Here is a 16,780-nt window from a genome sequence, read left to right on the forward strand (position 1 = left end):
TAGGCGGCTCTCACGTTCCCCGAACCGGCCACCAAGCACTAGCGCAGCACTCAGCGCTCGCGCTGTGCCGGCAGGCCCTTCTGCTCGCGCATCATGTTGACGAAGCGCTTGAAGAGATAGTGGCTGTCCTGCGGGCCCGGCGACGCCTCGGGGTGATGCTGCACCGAGAAGACGGGCTTGCCTTCAACCGCCAAGCCGCAGTTCGAACCATCGAACAACGAGACATGCGTTTCGACGACACCACTGGGCAGCGTGTCGCGATCGACGGCGAAACCATGGTTCATCGAGACGATCTCGACCTTGTTGGTCGTGAAGTCCTTCACCGGATGGTTCGCGCCGTGATGGCCCTGGTGCATCTTCTTCGTCGTTGCGCCCAGCGCCAAGCCGAGCATCTGATGGCCGAGGCAGATACCGAACAGCGGCTTGCCGCTATCGACGAGCTTCTTGATTTCCGGCACGGCGTATTCGCCCGTCGCCGCCGGATCGCCCGGGCCGTTCGACAGGAAGACGCCGTCGGGGTTGCGGGCGAGCACGTCTTCGGCCTTCTCAGTTGCCGGGACGACCGTCACCTTGCAGCCGGCGGACGCGAGGCAACGCAGGATGTTCCGCTTCAGGCCGTAGTCGATGGCCACGACGTGGAAGTCAGGATGCTCGTTGCGCTTGAAACCATCCTTCCAGTCCCAGCGCTCTTCGTCCCACGAGTAGCTCTGGCCGCTGGTGACTTCGGGCACGAGGTCGAGACCCAGCAGTCCGGGCCAAGCTTTCGCTTGTGCCTTTAACGCCTCGATGTCGAACTTGCCGGACGGGTCGTGCGCGATGACGCCGTTCGGCATGCCCTTCTCGCGGATGCGCGCTGTCAGCGCACGCGTATCGACGCCCGAGATCGCGATGATGCCACGCGTCTTCAGCCAGAGATCGAGATCTTCGGCTGCGCGGAAGTTCGACGGCGCCGTGATGTCCGCGCGCAGAACGCAGCCTCTGACGCCAGAGCGCGATGCGAGATTGGAGGTCTCGGTGTCAGCCGGATTGGCGCCGACGTTGCCGATGTGCGGGAACGTAAACGTGATGATCTGCCCGGCGTAGCTCGGGTCGGTCAGAATCTCTTGGTAGCCGGTGATTGCGGTGTTGAAGCAAACCTCGCCGACGGCGGTGCCTGTCGCACCGAGACCGCGGCCCGCAATGACTGTGCCGTCGTCCAACACGAGGCGTGCTGTCAGAGGCACTTCTGTCCAGGGTTCAGGTGCGGTCATCTGTCATCCATTGTATGGGGCTTCGAGCAAAGGCTCAAATCGCGCGGGAACCTAGGGGAACGGCCTTTCAACGTCAATTATGGTCACCTCGTAAAACTTACGCAGCAGAGCTTGCCGCGGCATACATGCTCCACGTAAACCAATCCCTCGAGCCAACCCCTTGGTTCCAAGGAGACGAACCCATGCGCGCGAAGATCAACGCCGACATCAAAACGGCCATGAAAGCCGGAGAGAAAAACCGCGTTGCGACGCTTAGGCTCATCAACGCCGCGATCCAGTCCGCCGAGATCGAGGCCAAGAAGGACCTCGACGACGCGGGCATCCTTGCCGTCATGACGAAGATGGTGAAGCAGCGCCGGGATTCAATCGCGCAATACACGAGCGGCAACCGTCCCGATCTTGCGGCAAACGAGCAGGCGGAGATCGACATCATAGAAGCCTACCTGCCGCAGCAGATGGACGAAGGCGCCGTTGCTACCGCGGTCGCCGACGCCATCAAAGAGACTGGCGCCTCGTCGCCCAAGGATATGGGCAAGGTCATGGGCGTGCTCAAAGCGAAGTACGCCGGGCAAATGGATTTCCAGAAGGCCAGCGCCGCCGTCAAATCCGCGCTGGGCTGAGGTCCAACCGCCCTCACTTCGTCTCAGAGCCTGTGGAAAGTGGGTACTGTCTACCGAGACAACCCCCTGAATAGGCGAGCGCCTGGGCGAATCACTTATTCGTATCGAGCCGAGTGAACCTTCAGTGCCCTTGGCATCAGTTCCCTGATCGAGGCTTTCCGCGCCTATGCGCTTCAGTCCAAACCTTCTGGATGAAATTCGATCTCGACTGCCCGTCAGTCAGGTGGTCGGCCGGAAGGTTGCGCTGAAAAAATCGGGCCGTGAATACCGCGGGCTCTCGCCTTTCAAGGCGGAGAAGTCGCCCTCGTTCTTCGTCAACGATCAAAAGGGCTTCTACCACTGCTTCGCCTCTGGCGAGCACGGCGACATCTTCACGTTCCTGATGAAAACGGAGGGTCTTGAGTTCCCCGAAGCCGTCGAGCGTCTCGCGGCGGAAGCGGGCGTGCCAATGCCCAAGCCCACCGAACGCAACCTCGAGCAGGAGGATAAGCGCGAACGGCTCTACCAGCTCCTGGAAGCGTCAGCTGCCTTCTTCGAGGGCAGTCTGCGCACGGCCGCGGGATCAGAGGCTCGAGGCTATCTCGAACGGCGCGGGCTGGCTCAGGAGACGATCAAGTCGTTCCGGCTCGGCTTTGCGCCCAATTCGCGCTCGGCTCTGAGCGCCCATCTCAAGAGCAAGGGCTATTCGGCAGCCGAGATGGCAACGGCCGGTATGCTCATCGCGGGCGACGACATTCCCGAGCCTTACGATCGGTTCCGCAACCGGGTGATGTTTCCGATCCTAGACCTCAAGGGTCGCGTAATCGCCTTCGGTGGCCGCGCGCTCGACAAGGACACCCCCGCGAAATACCTGAACTCCCCCGAAACGCCGCTGTTTCACAAAGGTCACATCCTTTTCAATGCGGCCCGGGCCAGAGCCGCTGCTCATGACAAGCACAGGGTGGTCGCGGTCGAGGGCTATATGGATGTGGTGGCGCTCGCCGAGGCCGGCTTTGAGGAAACCGTGGCACCGCTTGGAACGGCGCTCACAGAAGATCAGTTGAAGCTCTTGTGGCGTTTTGCACCAGAACCTACTTTATGCTTCGACGGCGATAGCGCTGGCCGCAAAGCTGCTGATCGGGCCGTCGAAGTTGCACTACCTTTGGTAAAGCCAGGCTTCAGCGTTGCATTCGCCTTTCTACCCGACGGTCTTGATCCCGATGATCTCGTCCGTCAGCGCGGTGCGAGTGCAATGTCGGAAGTTTTGGAGAATACGCGGCCTTTGATCGACGTGTTGTGGGACCGCGAGGTCAAGGCCCAACCTACAGGTACACCGGAGCAGCGGGCAGCGCTGGAAGCGCGGCTCAAGGCACTGACCGAATCCATCCAGGATGCAACGGTACGCGGCCACTACGCTCGCGAACTCCGCGACCGGTTGTATCAGCTTGGCCGGACGCGGCAGTCCGCGCCCAGCAGGAGCCCCGGCGCTGGGTCGTTCCAATCCTCCTACGCGCGCCCCATGGCTGCGCCGGATTGGCGCGGCAGGGAGCGGAGCCGGCTGGCTGGTCCTGAGAAACGTTTTCCGGGCAAGCAGCCTTATCCCGGGACCTCAGGCGCAAGCCCGGAGCTCGTTAGTCATTTTCAGAGTATATCTCCGCGAGAGGCACTTATCCTTAAAACACTTCTTAACCATCCCTGGCTGATTGATGAGCATTCGGAAGCGATTGCCGTGATCGAGTTCGCCTCACCGGCAATTTCCGCGCTACGCGATGAAATTTTGGCAGTGCATGCGCGCCAGAATTCCCTTGACAGCGCAACTTTACGAACCCAATTGAGCAAATCGGGGGTTGCAAAGGTGGTGGACCTCGTCGCGCGAACGATTACGCACAAAAGCGACCGTTTTGCCGAGCCAGATGCCTCCGCCGCCGATGTCGAAGCCGCCTGGCACCATATTCTTGCGCTACACCAGCGACAGGCCGAACTTGGTCTTGCTCTGAAGAGTGCTGAGGAAGCTTGGTATCGGGATTGCACGGAAGATGCCGAAAATCGCCTTCTCGACATCAAGCGTCAGATCGCCCGCGAAATGGCGATGGACCAAACGGACGAGTTCGACCAGCCCGAAGACGGCACTTCTGACGTCAAACGCGCCAGTTAGGCGCACTTAAGCATTGTCGCTTCGGAGCGCCGCCCGCTCGCAGCGTTTCGAAGCCTAAATTCATGATCTAGCCGTTCCGTGCGGGGGCGGCGCAGACGACAAGGAACCAAGGATGGCACGCGCCCAGCAGGCAGTCCAAAAGACAGACGACAAAGATCAGGCCGCCGATGCCCCGGAACGGGACAGCCCTCTTCTCGATCTGTCGGACCAAGCCGTTAAGCGTCTTTTGAAGACCGCAAAGGCCAAGGGCTACGTAACGCTCGATCAGCTGAACTCGGTCCTGCCCTCGGAAGAGGTGTCCTCCGACCAGATCGAGGATCTGTACGCCACGTTGTCCGACATGGGCATCACGGTCGTGGAGACCGAAGAAGGCGAGGAAAAGGAAGACGGCGCGGAAGAACTCGCCGAAGACGAGGAAGGCCGTGCGCTGGTCGCCCAGAGCAGCTCGCTCGTCAAGTCTGAGACGAAGTCTGAGCCCGCCGAGCGGACGGACGATCCCGTCCGCATGTACCTGCGCGAAATGGGCTCCGTCGAGCTCCTGTCGCGCGAGGGCGAAATCGCAATCGCCAAGCGCATCGAGGCCGGCCGCGAAGCGATGATCGCGGGCCTCTGCGAAAGCCCCCTCACCTTCCAGGCCATCATCATCTGGCGCGATGAGTTGAACGACGGCAAGATTTTGCTGCGTGACATCATCGATCTCGAAGCGACTTACGAAGGCCCGGAAGCCAAGGAAGTTGCGGCCATTCCTGGCGAGGGCGAAGCGGGCGAAGGCGAATCCGAGTCGCCGGCTGAAGGCGAAGACGACGACGAGTTCGAGAACGCGATGTCGCTTGCTGCGATGGAAGCGGAACTCAAGCCGAAGGTTCTGGAGACCTTCGACAAGATTGCTGCCACGTACAAGAAGCTTCGCAAGCAGCAGGACAAGAAGCTCGAGCAGCAGCTTGTCGGCGATCAAGGTTCGCGCCAGCAGCAGAAGGCTTACGAGAAGATCCGCGACGAGATCATCGTCGACGTGAAGTCGCTGTCGCTCAACAACAACCGTATCGAAAGCCTCGTCGAGCAGCTCTACGCGATCAACAAGCGCCTCATCGGCCTCGAGGGACGCTTGATGCGTCTCGCCGATAGCTATGGCGTGCCGCGCCAGCACTTCATCGACGAGTACTACGGCAACGAACTCGATCAGACGTGGCTCGACCGCGTCGCCAACAACGGCAAGAAGTGGGCTCAGTTCGTCAAGACCGAGCGCTCGCAGGTCGAACAGATCCGCGGCGAAATTCATCAGCTCGCGACCGAGACCGGCCTCGAAATTCCCGAGTACCGCCGCATCGTCAAAGCGGTGCAGAAGGGCGAGCGCGAGGCCCGGCAGGCGAAGAAGGAAATGGTCGAAGCCAACCTTCGTCTCGTCATCTCGATCGCCAAGAAATATACGAACCGCGGTCTGCAGTTCCTCGATCTCATCCAGGAAGGCAACATCGGTTTGATGAAGGCCGTCGATAAGTTTGAGTATCGCCGCGGCTACAAGTTCTCGACCTATGCCACGTGGTGGATCCGGCAGGCGATCACGCGTTCGATCGCGGATCAGGCCCGCACGATCCGTATTCCCGTGCACATGATTGAGACGATCAACAAGATCGTGCGCACGTCACGGCAGATGTTGCACGAGATCGGACGCGAGCCGACACCGGAAGAGCTTGCTGAAAAGCTCGCGATGCCGCTCGAGAAGGTTCGCAAGGTTCTGAAGATCGCCAAGGAGCCGATCTCTCTCGAGACGCCGATCGGCGACGAGGAAGATTCACATCTCGGCGACTTCATCGAGGACCGCAATGCGGTGCTGCCGATCGAAGCTGCCATTCAGTCGAACCTCAGGGATACGACGACCCGGGTGCTCGCGTCGCTGACGCCGCGCGAAGAGCGTGTTCTGCGCATGCGCTTCGGCATCGGCATGAACACGGACCACACGCTGGAAGAAGTCGGCCAGCAGTTCTCGGTCACGCGCGAACGTATTCGCCAGATCGAGGCGAAGGCCTTGAGAAAGCTGAAGCATCCGAGCCGGTCTCGCAAGCTCCGCAGCTTCCTGGATAACTGATGACAAGGGCCGCGAAAGCGGCCCTTTTTATTTGAGTTTTCGCGCCTTTTCAGTGCAGTGCGCCATCCGCCTTTCTAAACTCCAACTCCTTGTGGGATAGTCGGGCCGCAGCCTCGCTCGCGCAGTCTGGCGAGCCGGATGCGCGCGCCACGTGTCCGGCCCTCACGGCCGGAGTTCTCGCTGGCGCCCATAAAAATGGAGGAGCGCTATGACCCAAGTCCAGGAAAAGGCCTCAGGGATTCGCGGAGACGATCTCCAGGCCATCACACCGCATCTGGTGTGCGCCGGAGCGGCGAATGCGATCGAGTTTTATAAGAGGGCGTTCGGCGCCGTCGAAAAGATGAGGCTCACCGGTGCGGACGGCAAGCTGTTGCACGGGGCGATCAAGATCGGCAACGCGTCGGTGATGCTGGTCGATGAATGCCCGGATTGGCGTTCGTTCGGACCCACGTCGCTCAAGGGCACGCCGGTTACGATCCACCTTTACGTCGCCGACGTCGATGCGTTCGTCGAGCGCGCCGTGAAAGAGGGGGCGATCCTGCACATGCCGGTGAGCGATATGTTCTGGGGTGATCGCTACGGGATCATCGAAGACCCGTTCGGCCACAGATGGTCGATCGCAACACATCAGCGCGACATGAGCGCGGAAGAGATCGAGCAGGCGATGAAGTCGATGATGCCCGCGCGCGGCGACGGCGGCTGCTAGTTCGCGCAGACTGACGCCAGCTCTACTCGATCTTCACGATTTCGGCTTCGCCCGTGCCGGCGTGAACGACGTCGCCCACGCTCTTTTCCATAAGGGCTTGGGCCAACGGCGAGGCATAGGAGAGTTTGCCCTTCGCGGGGTTCGACTCATCTTCGCCGACGATGCGGTACTTCTGGACGCGGCCATCATCCCGCTCGAGGGTGACGAGCGAGCCGAACGCAACGACAGAGGTGTCAGTTAGAAAGCTTTGAACCTCAGCCGTGGCGAGACGTTGCTTCCAGTAGCGGAGATCCCGCTGAGCGCGCTGCATCGCGTCCCGATCATCCGACGTCTGGGCTTCGGCAAGCTCCGCCTGCAGCCTTTCGACCTCAGCCTCGATCAGGGCCAAGCCTTCCGGCGTGACCAGATTGCGGTGCTCGGAGATGAGCCTGTCGGGAAGCTCTTCTACGGCATCGGTTTCTTTGACGAATGCTCTGCTCATCCCTCTTATATAGGCTCTCTCGGAGACGGGCACCAGGATGCGACACTATCAAGAAACATTAGGGATCGACACGCGGGGCACGAGCCTCGTGGAATTGACCGGCCAGGTGGCGCGGATCGTACGGACTGCGGGGATCGAAACGGGAATGGCGCACGTCTTCTGCCGCCATACCTCCGCGTCGCTCCTCATTCAGGAGAATGCCGATCCCGATGTGCAGCGCGATCTCGTCGCCTTCTTCAAGCGTCTCGTCCCGGACGGCGATCCCCTGTTCGTGCACCAGTCCGAGGGGCCGGACGACATGCCGGCTCACGTTAAGAGCGCGCTAACCCAAACAACCCTGTCGATCCCGGTCGGGGACTTTCAGATGATGCTTGGGACGTGGCAGGGCATCTATCTCTTCGAGCACCGGAGACGGCCACATACCCGGCAGATCGTCGTCCATGTGGTGGGCGAGTAGGGCCCTCGCCCCACCCGCCCGGCGGATGAATCCAGGCGGTAGTTGAAGCTGACGGACACGCGTTCGGTCAGCGCGTGGTTGACTGGCACCTCATGCCGGAGCCAGCTTTCCCAGAGGAGCAGCGTGCCCGCCTGCGGGGCGACCGCGACGAAGGTCTTGTTCTTCTCCTTGGCCGTGGGCTTCCGGGGCGGTGCCGCCATGAACATCGGCAGCCGGGGGTCCTCGTACCTGATCGCGCTCGCGCCCTTCGGAACCGCGAGATAGAGCGTGCCGCTGATCACCGAGTGCGGGTGGATGTGTGCCGTATGATGGCCGCCTGCCCTGAGGACGTTGATCCAGAGGCTGTCGAGGGCCAGGAGCTTGCTATCGAGTTCGTACTCCAGAACCCGGGCGAATGCCTTCACGTGCCGGTCCAGAACGCCCACGAGGTCGCCGAACGCCGGGTGCCGATCGGGCAGGTCGTTGAGCGAGGCATAGGATGTATATCCCGGATAATCGTTCGCCTTCGCCCAGGCGTGCCCTGCCCGGTCCTGGTTGCAGATTTCGCGCGCGGCGTCGTCGAGTTCCTCGATCAGTGCCGATGCCGGGCCGCCTTGGAGCTCTTCGCGGTAAATTTGGGTGACGAAAAGCTCTTGAACGCGCGCCATTGGCACCTCCGGTCTTCGCAAGTTACGTTGAAATGTCGCGTTTACTCCAGCACGCTTGCGCATGGAAGGCTCCTGCCCGACCTGCTAAAGACCGCGGCAGATTCATCGACGAGCATTTCCGGAGAGACAAACCGATGTCCGACACCACGCCTGAATCGCAAGCCCGTGCCGCAACGGCTGCGCTCATCCGCGACTACTACGCTGCCTTCAATCGCGGCGACACCGACGCAATGCTCGACTATCTGACGGATGATGTGATTCACGACGTCAACCAGGGTGAACGCCGCGAGGGCAAAGAGAAGTTCCGCGCCTTCAATGCGCGCATGACGCACAATTACAAGGAAGAGCTGAAGGACATCGTCGTCCTCGTCTCCAAGGACGCGACGCGTGCGGCGGCCGAATTCAACGTGCACGGAACCTACAAGAACACGGAAGAAGGTCTCCCCGACGCGGTTGGCCAGAAATACGTTCTGCCGGCCGGCACGTTCTTCGCGATCCGCGACGGCAAAATTGCGCGCGTTACGACCTATTACAATCTGACGGACTGGATCGCGCAGGTCGCGGGCTGAGGCATCGAGTGCAATGACGGCGAAGAGCGAAAAGAAGAACCTCGAAGTCAAGTCGGTGACCGGACCGGACATTCTCAAGGTCCTTCCCGAGCTCAGCCGTCTGCGCATGGTGGTGTTTCGCGATTGGCCGTACCTCTACGATGGCACGCTGGAATACGAAGAGAAGTATCTCGAGAAGTTCGCGCAGGCGAAGGGCGCCGTGGTCGTCACGGCGTACGACGGCGACCAGATGGTCGGCGCGTCAACAGGCGCGCCGATGATCGAGCACGCGGACGAGTTCGGCGAGCCCTTCAGCAAAGCGGGCTTCGACATCAAGAAGATCTTCTATTGCGGCGAGAGCGTGCTGTTGAAGAGTCACCGTGGTCATGGCCTCGGCCACGCGTTCTTCGATCACCGCGAGGCGCAGGCGAAAAGACTTGGTGGATTTACCCATTCGTCCTTCTGCCGGGTCGTGCGGCCGGACGATCACCCGTTGAAGCCTGCAGATTACGCCCCACTTGATCCCTTCTGGAGAAAGCGCGGGTATGCCCCGGTCGATGGCATCGTTGCCACCTACGACTGGAAAGACATCGATCAGCCCGGCGAAACGAGCCACAAAATGCAGTTCTGGATGAAGACACTCTGATGCGGGCAAAGCCTCTCAAAGTCGCGAGTTCTCAATATCCCATCGGGCAGCCGAACACGCTTGCCGACTGGGAGAAGAAGATCGCGCTGTGGGTCAAGAACGGCGCAGCGACGGGTGCTGAGCTTCTGGTCTTCCCGGAATACGCAGCTATCGAACAGGCTGCCTGCTTCGGCCCCGAGGTCTATGGCGACCTGCAGGCGACGCTCACCAAGGTTGCAGAGCTCACGGAGAGCCGCGTCCAACTTCATTTGGAGCTGGCGAAGAAACATAACGTCCACATTCTCGTCGGCTCGGGGCCCGCGAAGAAGACGGACGGCCGCTTCGTCAATACCGCGCAGCTCGTGACGCCCAAGGGCTCTGTCGGCGAGCAGGAAAAACTCGTCATGACGCCGTTCGAGCACACCTGGGGCGTAACCGCGGGCGGGCCCGTGCGCGTCTTCTCGACGTCGATTGGCGTCTTCGGTATTGCCATCTGCTATGACAGCGAATTCCCGCTCATCGCTCGCGCCATGGCGGAAGCGGGCGCGGAAGTTCTGCTCGTTCCCTCGTGCACGGAACGCACATCGGGCTATCACCGCGTTCGCACCGGCTCGATGGCGCGCGCGCTCGAGAATACGATTGCCGCCGTGCAGAGCCCGACCGTCGGCGACGCGCCGTGGTCACCAGCGGTGGACTTCAACGCAGGCGCTGCGGGCATCTATGTGCCGTCCGAACACAACGTGTCGGATACGGGCGTGCTCGCCCAAGGCACGCTCAATGCCGCCGAATGGGTCACGGCCGAGATCGATCTCGCCCGCCTCGCGAGCGTGCGCGAGACAGGCGAGATGCATAATTTCGGTGACTGGCTAAAGCAGCCGGGTGGCGGGACGACTGCAAAGGTCGACGTCGAGGTCGTCAAGCTCGTCTGACGGGCGCTACTTCAGCGCCCAGGTGATGGTCACGCGCGCTTCGAGCGTGCTTGTGCCGACCTCGATCGGTGCGGCCGCTGCGGCCTTCGCGAGGCGCGGCGCGCCGTAAGGCACGGGGCCGCCCGGCACTGTCTCCTCCGATATCTGCATGACGTTACCGACCTCGGCGCCAGCAGCGGCTGCGAGCAACTTGGCGCGGCGCAGCGCGTTGGCCACCGCTCCCTTGCGCGCTTCGTCCTTCAGCTCGTCTTCTTTCGAGACCTCGAAGGCCAGCCCCTGGATCTGATTGGCGCCTGCGCTCACGACCTGATCGAGGATCTCACCCAGCTTTGCCAAGTCGCGCACATAGACGACGACCTGGTTGCTCACGCGGTAGCCACGCAGCACCGGCGGCTGCCCATCCTTCGAATAGTCCATCACCGGCTCAACATTGAAGGCCGCGGTCTGAATGTCCTTGGGCTCGATGCCGCTCGTTTTGAGCTGAGTGATGACCTTGTTCATCGTCACGCTATTGGCCGACAGCGCTTCGCGCGCCGTTGCGGCCTCCGTCGTGACTCCGGAGGTAATACGGGCGCGGTCGGGCTCGGCCTGTGCCGTGCCGGTGGCGGAGACCGTGATTGTGCGTTCCATGGGCCGCTCCTCGGCGCGCAATGCCGGCGCCTGCGTCATGAGGCAACCCGCCGCCAGCGCGATGTTGAGCAATAAGATCGTGTATCGAGAGCGCGGGGCGCTTTGCATGGGGTCTCCTCACCTGTTGTCCGCTCGCTAGAAGCTGTTCGCGGGTAAATGAGGGCAAAATCCTGTATGCCGCCTGAACACGCGGTTTTCAGGACGGCGTACCCTTCTGCCTTCGCTTGCGGGCTTTGGAACTCCTGATATAGCATCCGGCGGGGCGGCACGAACTCACGAAGGCACTGAGATCCAACGAATGACGGAAACGCAACTTCGCGAGCGCGCCACGAGCGAGACCCAAGGCTCCGACATCCGTCATGACTTCGCGACGGACTTCCTCGTCGTCGGATTTTTTACGCCGAACTATGAGCCGGCCGCCCGGGCTTTCGCGCAAAACCTCGCCGAGCATCGAATTTCGCATCACCTGTACGCGCGTCCGATCGTCGAAGGCGACTGGTACTCGCAGACGCGCCAGAAGCCAACGGTACTCGCGCAGGCCCGTCGCGATCATCCGAACGACAATCTCGTTTTCATGGACGTCGATTGCCGGGTCCGCGGTGACATCAGCGGCATCCTGAACACGCGCGGCGATGTCGTCATGCGGACGAAGGGCACCGCAAAAGGAACGCAACGCGCGCTGAAACCCACGACGCGCGTCATGCTGCTCCGCCCGACGCCCGGGGCTGATGCCTTCATCGCCGGATGGGAAGCCACGTGCCGCACAGCGCGCCAAGGCCAGTCAGCCGAATTCATGCTGATCCATGCGATGTCGGACAGCCCCGAGATTTATTCCGTCGGGACGCTGCCCATCAGGCTCGCAGGCATTGAGCTGCACGACGCGCTGCCCGACGCCGTCATCGTCCACGACAGCATTCGCGATCCGACGCGTCCGGCATGGGCGCTCCGCCGGGCGGTGCAGAAATATATCCGGGCCGTCCGCAACACGGCTTACCGCTTGGCGACGGGCAAAACCTACGATGAACTTCACGGCAAGCGCCGCGGAGGGCAGAAAGTTCAATAAACACGCGCCTGGCGACAGATTGCCAAGGCGAAAAATAGCGGACCAGCACTGGCCTCAAGCCAAACATCTGGTATGAGAAGCCGCGCGGGCCCGTAGCTCAATGGTTAGAGCTGACGGCTCATAACCGTCTGGTTCCAGGTTCGAGTCCTGGCGGGCCCACCATTTCCATTTCCGCTGAAGTCCGCGGCGGTTCGTTTTCAGCGACTTTCAGCCTGTAAAATCAAGTGTTGATGATACGTCGCGGTCCACGAGCGTTCGTTGGTATCCGTGAAATTTGATGGTATCGTTGTTGGTATTGCTTCGCCAGGATACCAACAGATCACCGATGCCGTTGACCGACACCGCAGTCCGTAACGCCAAGCCTCAAGTCAAGCCATACAAACTATCAGACGGGGGCGGTTTGCACCTGCTGATCCAGGCGAACGGTGCAAAGCTGTGGCGCGTTGCCTATCGTTTTAACGGGAAGCAAAAAACGCTCGCGCTGGGCGGGTATCCGGCCGTCACACTCCAAAAGGCACGAAAGCAGCGAGACGATGCTCGTCAGCTTCTGGTCGATGGGCTCGACCCATCAGTGCAGAAGCGACAAGAAAAGATAGCGGCCCGGCTTGGCGGGGACGCAACTTTCAAATCGCTCGCTCTTGAGTATCTGAGCAATCAGCGCCATGCGCTTAGCCCTTATTACGCCGATCAGCTTCAGCGGCGATTGGAGCGGGATATCTTTCCTTCTCTTGGCCGCCGGCCGATCGCTGAAATCGATGCGCTAGAATTACTCGACGCATTGCGGAAGGTCGAGAAACGCGGGGCCCTGGAACAAGCCAAGCGCCTTCGGCAGACTTGCGGGCAGATTTTTCGTTATGCGGTTATCACCCGACGCGCCAAACACGACCCCACCAGCGGGCTCAAGGGTGCTTTGAAGCCAAACGGAAGGCAGAAACACCACCGGACCATGCCGCGTGAGGAGCTGCCGGCCTTTCTGCGTGCCCTCGACTCCTATGACGGCGATCCGCGCACGGCCATTGCCCTGCGACTTGTCGTGTTGACCTTCGTGCGAACCACCGAATTGCGCGCGGCGCGCTGGGAGGAATTCGAGGGCCTAGACGGGCGGGAGCCGCTGTGGCGCATTCCAGCCGAACGTATGAAAGCGCGATTCGAGCACTTGGTGCCTTTGTCACCTCAAGCCGTTGCGACGCTCAAGGAGCTTGCAGCTTTGCCGGGATCTGACGCCAACGGGTTTCTATTTCCGTCGCCTTCTCGCGAAGGCTGCATGTCCAACAACACGATGCTCTACGCGCTGTACCGTCTCGGCTGGCATGGCCGCGCCACCGTGCACGGTTTCCGCGGCGTCGCCTCGACGATCCTCAACGAAATGGGCTTCAACCCTGATTGGATTGAGCGCCAACTAGCGCACGATGAACGAGACGAGGTTCGAGGGGCCTATAATGCCGCGCAATACCTTCCAGGGCGCCGCGCGATGCTCCAGCGGTGGGCGGAGTGGCTCAACGAGATAAAGACGAGCGGCAAAGTTGCGCAGATTTCGCGTGAAGCGGCCTAATGAAAAGGGATTCGCGATTGCGAACTGAACACGGTGTCCGCGCCTCCAAGAGGGCCAGCAGGTCTTCAGAAAAGAAAACTCCAGTTAGCCGCACAGCAAGCGCGATTCGGAGCAATCTCGTTTCTCATCTCGCCCTGCAATTCACAGATGAAAGCTGGGACGATGTTCTGGGCTTGGTTGCCGAAAAAGTGCGTATCGATCGAGGAAATCGGCGGATCGACAATAGGGCGTTGTTCCGAGAATGTGAGCAGTTGCAAGCGGCGTCTCATCTTCTCAGAAAGTTTTGCGAGAACCGTGCAGAATCCGGGTGGCTTTGGGCCAATTGCCTGGCTCCGTGCGTTGCGCAAGTTGTCAACGAGAAGGCAGCCAATCGTGAAGAAGAAGATGGCTCCGGGAACCGTAGTGTGGGTTTACCGCGGGAAGAGAATTCGAACAGGCACGATCGCGACAGGGGATTGACCCTACTTTTAGAAATGCTCGATCGGTTTTCCAAGGTGAGCGAATTTATCCTCGAATGGCGCGACCCACTGGGAGAGCACGCAGGTAAGGTTCGCGAATTGCATCGAGGACATTTCGCGCAGTCGCTGGCTCACCAGTTCGTAAGAGCAGGCGGGATGTTCCAAGCCGGTGGGCCAGCAGGTTTCCCTCAATTTCTCAAATTGATTTGGGAATTGTTGCCACCTGACTGCCGCACTAACACAGCGGAGAGTTTTGCCGATATTTTATCTCGGTTGGTCAGTAAGTCCGACAGTCAGAGAATGCCGCACTTGGAGATTACTCCGTACTTATTCGAGGACTAACGTACTTTTTCTACGAAGTAGACATCTAGCGAGAAAATCGCTGATCCAGCATCCTTCTCGCACATCCAAACGATGCAGCGAGAATAGAAATGGACAAACCTCAAAGCGACCGTCCGGACCGCCTGCTCCGAGCTAAAGCGGTTCAAGACCGCATCGGATGCGGCAATTCCAAATTTTACGAACTTCTAAAGTCCGGGGAGTTTCCTCCTGGCATTCGCATTGGTTCTCGGTCGGTCGGTTGGCGCGAGAGTACGGTGGAGAGCTGGATCGACCAACGACCTGTCGTCGACCTGAGAAGTCCAGACTGAGCCACGTAGGGGAACCAAAAAACTTTGGGCGCCGATTGGAGCAGCGGCCGACCGAAAGCATAAAAACCGTCCACCGACGGGCGTCGGTAGACGGTTCGAAATCTCAACTAAAGGCGCATTTATAGTAACTCGTTTCGCGCCTCGCGGCAAGACCTGCGGGGAACAATGCAGAAAAACTTTCTCGCGATCGACTCGTATCGCGCTCACGAAACGACGACACCTACTCGCCGCATTTACATCGAACGCACAGGCACGAGCACCAAAGGTGACGTTTATCAGGTCTCCTACGAGGCAGCCGTCCTGTTGGGTCGTACTCGGCTACCACTGCTAGACGCTGCAAGAAAGCTGCGGAACGCTGGCTTAACCGGTCGCCTCGAAATGTATCGCGTAGGCGATCAGGCGCCCGCGATGGTTGCCGATGTAGAGGCCGCTTCGCTGCTCACGGTCGTCGACAATGGGCAAACCTCAGCGACGTTCGCCCGTTACCAATTGTTCGAGGAAACGGCGATTGCGCCGATAGCAGCAAACGCTGGAGCGCCATCTGCATGAGGACCTCTACAGTACCAGCGACATCTAAGAGTGGACATTCTGGCCTCGATGCAATGGACGCAATCCCATTGGTGCAGGGGACTCGACAAGAGCAAAAGATTTGGCCCGAGGAGCGCGCATGTGCCGACGCCTGCGCTGAGTATCTGCCATCGATCATTGATGCCATTCAGGCGTACCTCGATAATATCGAGTGCGGCAACGAGGTTGGCCCCCACTCCATTGGGGCGATAGAGGATTACAGTCGGAAGACGGTCATCTTGGCTGCACTCGTGCTTTCCGCTGCAAAAGCAGTCCGGGCGTGCCATCGAAAATCGCCCCTGACGACCGCGATGCTCCTCTACATCGGGCTCCGCTCGGATAACGAGCATGGTCGGTGCACCGATAGCGCCGCCCGCATTGCTGACTATCTCGGATGCGCCGAGGACGTTGTGCGAGACCTCCGACACGAACTCGTCAAATGCGGAGCGTTGCGATCAGAGCCTCGCCCCGGTCATCCCGTCGCTCTATGGCTGCCCTACGTAGCTCCCGCGCTGCAGAGTTCGCCACATGCGATATTGGTGGCCATGGCTCCAGCTCGCTCGGCGGCCGGGCGTCCGCGCAAATCACAAGATTCGGCCGTATCGGCGAAAACCTCGGGTATCTTACACCCGACCTTTTCTGAAGAAGAACCCCGGGCATGCAATGCCCGACCATTTCCGGAAAAAGGTCGGGTGTTGGACGAAAAAACCCCGGGTGTTGGTATCGAAAACCCCGGGCATCTGATGCCCGACTGCAAGAACTCTTCACTGCAAGAGCTAAATACAAGAACTAGAGATTTGTGTGCTGACGCACACCCCGACGACGCTTTCGAGGAGTTCTGGCAAGCGTTTCCGACAAAGCGCCGACGCGACAAGGTGGAGGCCCGCAAAACCTTCATGCAAATCCTCACAGGTAAGCACGCGAACAAACTTCGAGCGAAGGCCGAAGACATCATTGCCGCCGTTAAGGCCGGTCGCGGCTTCGACCCCGAAGAGCCGCCAATGCCGACGACGTGGCTGAACAAGGGCCGATGGCTCGACGACGATCCGCGCGAACAGACGGCGCCGGACACGCGCCCATGGTGGCAAGTTCCCGAACGCGTCGCGGCAGCCCGTGCCGATCCTGAGCGGCTGAAGGGTTTCATCCGGCAGAGCGCGAACAGGATTTGGCCCATCGATAAGCTCGGCCCGCCGCACGGCCAGCCGGGTTCCGTCGTCACGCAATCGATCGCCGAAGAGCTTGGCCTTGTCGGCACCTACGACCAGCGCGGAATGCTTCGCCCAGGGAAAAAACCAGCATTCAGCGCGCACCCGTCCCTGGATGCTCTGTCGCGAGGGCATTCACCTGGCGGCGGAAGGTCGGCGACAAGGAGATGAT

General features: G+C 60.4%; 18 protein-coding genes and 1 tRNA gene. 15 read left to right on the forward strand and 4 right to left on the reverse strand.

Annotated features, from left to right (window positions below):
- Positions 1–50: 50 nt before the first annotated feature.
- A complete protein-coding gene (gene carA / locus VFG26_RS02490) occupies positions 51–1,250 on the reverse strand; it encodes a glutamine-hydrolyzing carbamoyl-phosphate synthase small subunit (RefSeq protein ID WP_325021858.1) in 1,200 nt (399 codons plus the stop codon).
- 182 nt (positions 1,251–1,432) lie between these two features.
- Here carA and VFG26_RS02495 point away from each other — a divergent pair, with 182 nt between their 5' ends.
- The 4 genes from VFG26_RS02495 to VFG26_RS02510 all read left to right on the forward strand — a co-directional run bounded on the left by VFG26_RS02495 (position 1,433) and on the right by VFG26_RS02510 (position 6,796).
- Positions 1,433–1,870, forward strand: coding sequence for a GatB/YqeY domain-containing protein (locus VFG26_RS02495; protein WP_325021860.1), 438 nt, complete (start codon positions 1,433–1,435; stop codon positions 1,868–1,870).
- Between the two features lie 166 nt (positions 1,871–2,036).
- A complete protein-coding gene (gene dnaG / locus VFG26_RS02500; protein WP_325021861.1) occupies positions 2,037–4,004 on the forward strand; it encodes a DNA primase in 1,968 nt (655 codons plus the stop codon).
- A 112-nt stretch (positions 4,005–4,116) separates the two neighbouring features.
- Positions 4,117–6,090 (forward strand): RNA polymerase sigma factor RpoD, encoded by a 1,974-nt coding sequence (gene rpoD / locus VFG26_RS02505; protein WP_325021863.1) that lies wholly within the window; start codon positions 4,117–4,119, stop codon positions 6,088–6,090.
- A gap of 208 nt (positions 6,091–6,298) precedes the next feature.
- On the forward strand, positions 6,299–6,796 hold the full coding sequence (locus VFG26_RS02510) for a VOC family protein (RefSeq protein ID WP_325021865.1): 498 nt from the start codon (positions 6,299–6,301) through the stop codon (positions 6,794–6,796).
- 22 nt (positions 6,797–6,818) lie between these two features.
- Here VFG26_RS02510 and greA read toward each other — a convergent pair whose 3' ends face one another.
- Complete coding sequence (greA, locus tag VFG26_RS02515) at positions 6,819–7,277, reverse strand: transcription elongation factor GreA (RefSeq protein ID WP_325021867.1); 459 nt, start codon at positions 7,275–7,277, stop codon at positions 6,819–6,821.
- 37 nt (positions 7,278–7,314) lie between these two features.
- Here greA and VFG26_RS02520 point away from each other — a divergent pair, with 37 nt between their 5' ends.
- Positions 7,315–7,734 carry a secondary thiamine-phosphate synthase enzyme YjbQ gene (locus VFG26_RS02520; protein ID WP_325021869.1) on the forward strand — a complete coding sequence of 140 codons (420 nt, stop codon included), beginning with the start codon at positions 7,315–7,317 and terminating at the stop codon, positions 7,732–7,734.
- Here the strand turns inward: VFG26_RS02520 and VFG26_RS02525 are convergent.
- Positions 7,668–8,381, reverse strand: coding sequence for a TIGR02466 family protein (locus tag VFG26_RS02525; RefSeq protein ID WP_325021871.1), 714 nt, complete (start codon positions 8,379–8,381; stop codon positions 7,668–7,670). The genes VFG26_RS02520 and VFG26_RS02525 overlap by 67 nt on opposite strands.
- Before the next feature lie 134 nt (positions 8,382–8,515).
- Between VFG26_RS02525 and VFG26_RS02530 the strand changes: the two genes are divergently transcribed.
- The 3 genes from VFG26_RS02530 to VFG26_RS02540 are packed head-to-tail and all read left to right on the forward strand — an operon-like array spanning position 8,516 to position 10,483.
- Complete coding sequence (locus VFG26_RS02530; RefSeq protein ID WP_325021872.1) at positions 8,516–8,950, forward strand: ketosteroid isomerase-related protein; 435 nt, start codon at positions 8,516–8,518, stop codon at positions 8,948–8,950.
- Between the two features lie 13 nt (positions 8,951–8,963).
- Positions 8,964–9,575 carry a GNAT family N-acetyltransferase gene (locus tag VFG26_RS02535; RefSeq protein WP_325021875.1) on the forward strand — a complete coding sequence of 204 codons (612 nt, stop codon included), beginning with the start codon at positions 8,964–8,966 and terminating at the stop codon, positions 9,573–9,575.
- On the forward strand, positions 9,575–10,483 hold the full coding sequence (locus VFG26_RS02540) for a carbon-nitrogen hydrolase family protein (RefSeq protein ID WP_325021877.1): 909 nt from the start codon (positions 9,575–9,577) through the stop codon (positions 10,481–10,483). Before VFG26_RS02535 ends, VFG26_RS02540 begins: the two co-directional genes overlap by 1 nt.
- 6 nt (positions 10,484–10,489) lie before the next feature.
- Here the strand turns inward: VFG26_RS02540 and VFG26_RS02545 are convergent, their stop codons facing one another.
- The gene (locus tag VFG26_RS02545; protein WP_325021879.1) at positions 10,490–11,221 is read right to left on the reverse strand and encodes an SIMPL domain-containing protein; all 732 of its coding nucleotides are present in this window, start codon (positions 11,219–11,221) and stop codon (positions 10,490–10,492) included.
- Between the two features lie 190 nt (positions 11,222–11,411).
- Here VFG26_RS02545 and VFG26_RS02550 point away from each other — a divergent pair, with 190 nt between their 5' ends.
- The 7 genes from VFG26_RS02550 (at position 11,412) to VFG26_RS02575 (ending at position 16,779) form a co-directional block, all read left to right on the forward strand.
- Positions 11,412–12,176: a hypothetical protein gene (locus VFG26_RS02550; RefSeq protein ID WP_325021881.1), complete on the forward strand. Its 765-nt coding sequence runs from the start codon at positions 11,412–11,414 to the stop codon at positions 12,174–12,176.
- 86 nt (positions 12,177–12,262) lie between these two features.
- Positions 12,263–12,338 (forward strand) — tRNA-Ile (locus VFG26_RS02555).
- A gap of 115 nt (positions 12,339–12,453) precedes the next feature.
- Positions 12,454–13,728 carry a tyrosine-type recombinase/integrase gene (locus VFG26_RS02560; RefSeq protein WP_325021883.1) on the forward strand — a complete coding sequence of 425 codons (1,275 nt, stop codon included), beginning with the start codon at positions 12,454–12,456 and terminating at the stop codon, positions 13,726–13,728.
- Complete coding sequence (locus VFG26_RS02565; protein ID WP_325021885.1) at positions 13,728–14,528, forward strand: hypothetical protein; 801 nt, start codon at positions 13,728–13,730, stop codon at positions 14,526–14,528. The genes VFG26_RS02560 and VFG26_RS02565 overlap by 1 nt, the downstream gene beginning before the upstream one ends.
- A gap of 89 nt (positions 14,529–14,617) precedes the next feature.
- Positions 14,618–14,836, forward strand: a complete 219-nt coding sequence (locus VFG26_RS17625) for a helix-turn-helix transcriptional regulator (protein WP_414653244.1) — start codon at positions 14,618–14,620, stop codon at positions 14,834–14,836.
- A gap of 165 nt (positions 14,837–15,001) precedes the next feature.
- Positions 15,002–15,385 (forward strand): hypothetical protein, encoded by a 384-nt coding sequence (locus VFG26_RS02570; protein WP_325021887.1) that lies wholly within the window; start codon positions 15,002–15,004, stop codon positions 15,383–15,385.
- A gap of 68 nt (positions 15,386–15,453) precedes the next feature.
- Positions 15,454–16,779, forward strand: a complete 1,326-nt coding sequence (locus tag VFG26_RS02575; protein ID WP_325021889.1) for a hypothetical protein — start codon at positions 15,454–15,456, stop codon at positions 16,777–16,779.
- The last annotated feature ends 1 nt before the right edge of the window (position 16,780 follow it).

This window comes from Hyphomicrobium sp., from assembly GCF_035687085.1.
Taxonomy (GTDB): Bacteria; Pseudomonadota; Alphaproteobacteria; order Rhizobiales; family Hyphomicrobiaceae; genus Hyphomicrobium_B.

Excerpts from the sequence above, each read along its gene's own strand:
- carA (WP_325021858.1), bottom strand. The coding sequence starts at position 1,250 with ATGACCGCACCTGAACCCTGGACAGAAGTGCCTCTGACAGCACGCCTC.
- VFG26_RS02495 (WP_325021860.1), top strand. The coding sequence starts at position 1,433 with ATGCGCGCGAAGATCAACGCCGACATCAAAACGGCCATGAAAGCCGGA.
- dnaG (WP_325021861.1), top strand. The coding sequence starts at position 2,037 with ATGCGCTTCAGTCCAAACCTTCTGGATGAAATTCGATCTCGACTGCCC.
- rpoD (WP_325021863.1), top strand. The coding sequence starts at position 4,117 with ATGGCACGCGCCCAGCAGGCAGTCCAAAAGACAGACGACAAAGATCAG.
- VFG26_RS02510 (WP_325021865.1), top strand. The coding sequence starts at position 6,299 with ATGACCCAAGTCCAGGAAAAGGCCTCAGGGATTCGCGGAGACGATCTC.
- greA (WP_325021867.1), bottom strand. The coding sequence starts at position 7,277 with ATGAGCAGAGCATTCGTCAAAGAAACCGATGCCGTAGAAGAGCTTCCC.
- VFG26_RS02520 (WP_325021869.1), top strand. The coding sequence starts at position 7,315 with ATGCGACACTATCAAGAAACATTAGGGATCGACACGCGGGGCACGAGC.
- VFG26_RS02525 (WP_325021871.1), bottom strand. The coding sequence starts at position 8,381 with ATGGCGCGCGTTCAAGAGCTTTTCGTCACCCAAATTTACCGCGAAGAG.
- VFG26_RS02530 (WP_325021872.1), top strand. The coding sequence starts at position 8,516 with ATGTCCGACACCACGCCTGAATCGCAAGCCCGTGCCGCAACGGCTGCG.
- VFG26_RS02535 (WP_325021875.1), top strand. The coding sequence starts at position 8,964 with ATGACGGCGAAGAGCGAAAAGAAGAACCTCGAAGTCAAGTCGGTGACC.
- VFG26_RS02540 (WP_325021877.1), top strand. The coding sequence starts at position 9,575 with ATGCGGGCAAAGCCTCTCAAAGTCGCGAGTTCTCAATATCCCATCGGG.
- VFG26_RS02545 (WP_325021879.1), bottom strand. The coding sequence starts at position 11,221 with ATGCAAAGCGCCCCGCGCTCTCGATACACGATCTTATTGCTCAACATC.
- VFG26_RS02550 (WP_325021881.1), top strand. The coding sequence starts at position 11,412 with ATGACGGAAACGCAACTTCGCGAGCGCGCCACGAGCGAGACCCAAGGC.
- VFG26_RS02560 (WP_325021883.1), top strand. The coding sequence starts at position 12,454 with ATGGTATCGTTGTTGGTATTGCTTCGCCAGGATACCAACAGATCACCG.
- VFG26_RS02565 (WP_325021885.1), top strand. The coding sequence starts at position 13,728 with ATGAAAAGGGATTCGCGATTGCGAACTGAACACGGTGTCCGCGCCTCC.
- VFG26_RS17625 (WP_414653244.1), top strand. The coding sequence starts at position 14,618 with ATGGACAAACCTCAAAGCGACCGTCCGGACCGCCTGCTCCGAGCTAAA.
- VFG26_RS02570 (WP_325021887.1), top strand. The coding sequence starts at position 15,002 with ATGCAGAAAAACTTTCTCGCGATCGACTCGTATCGCGCTCACGAAACG.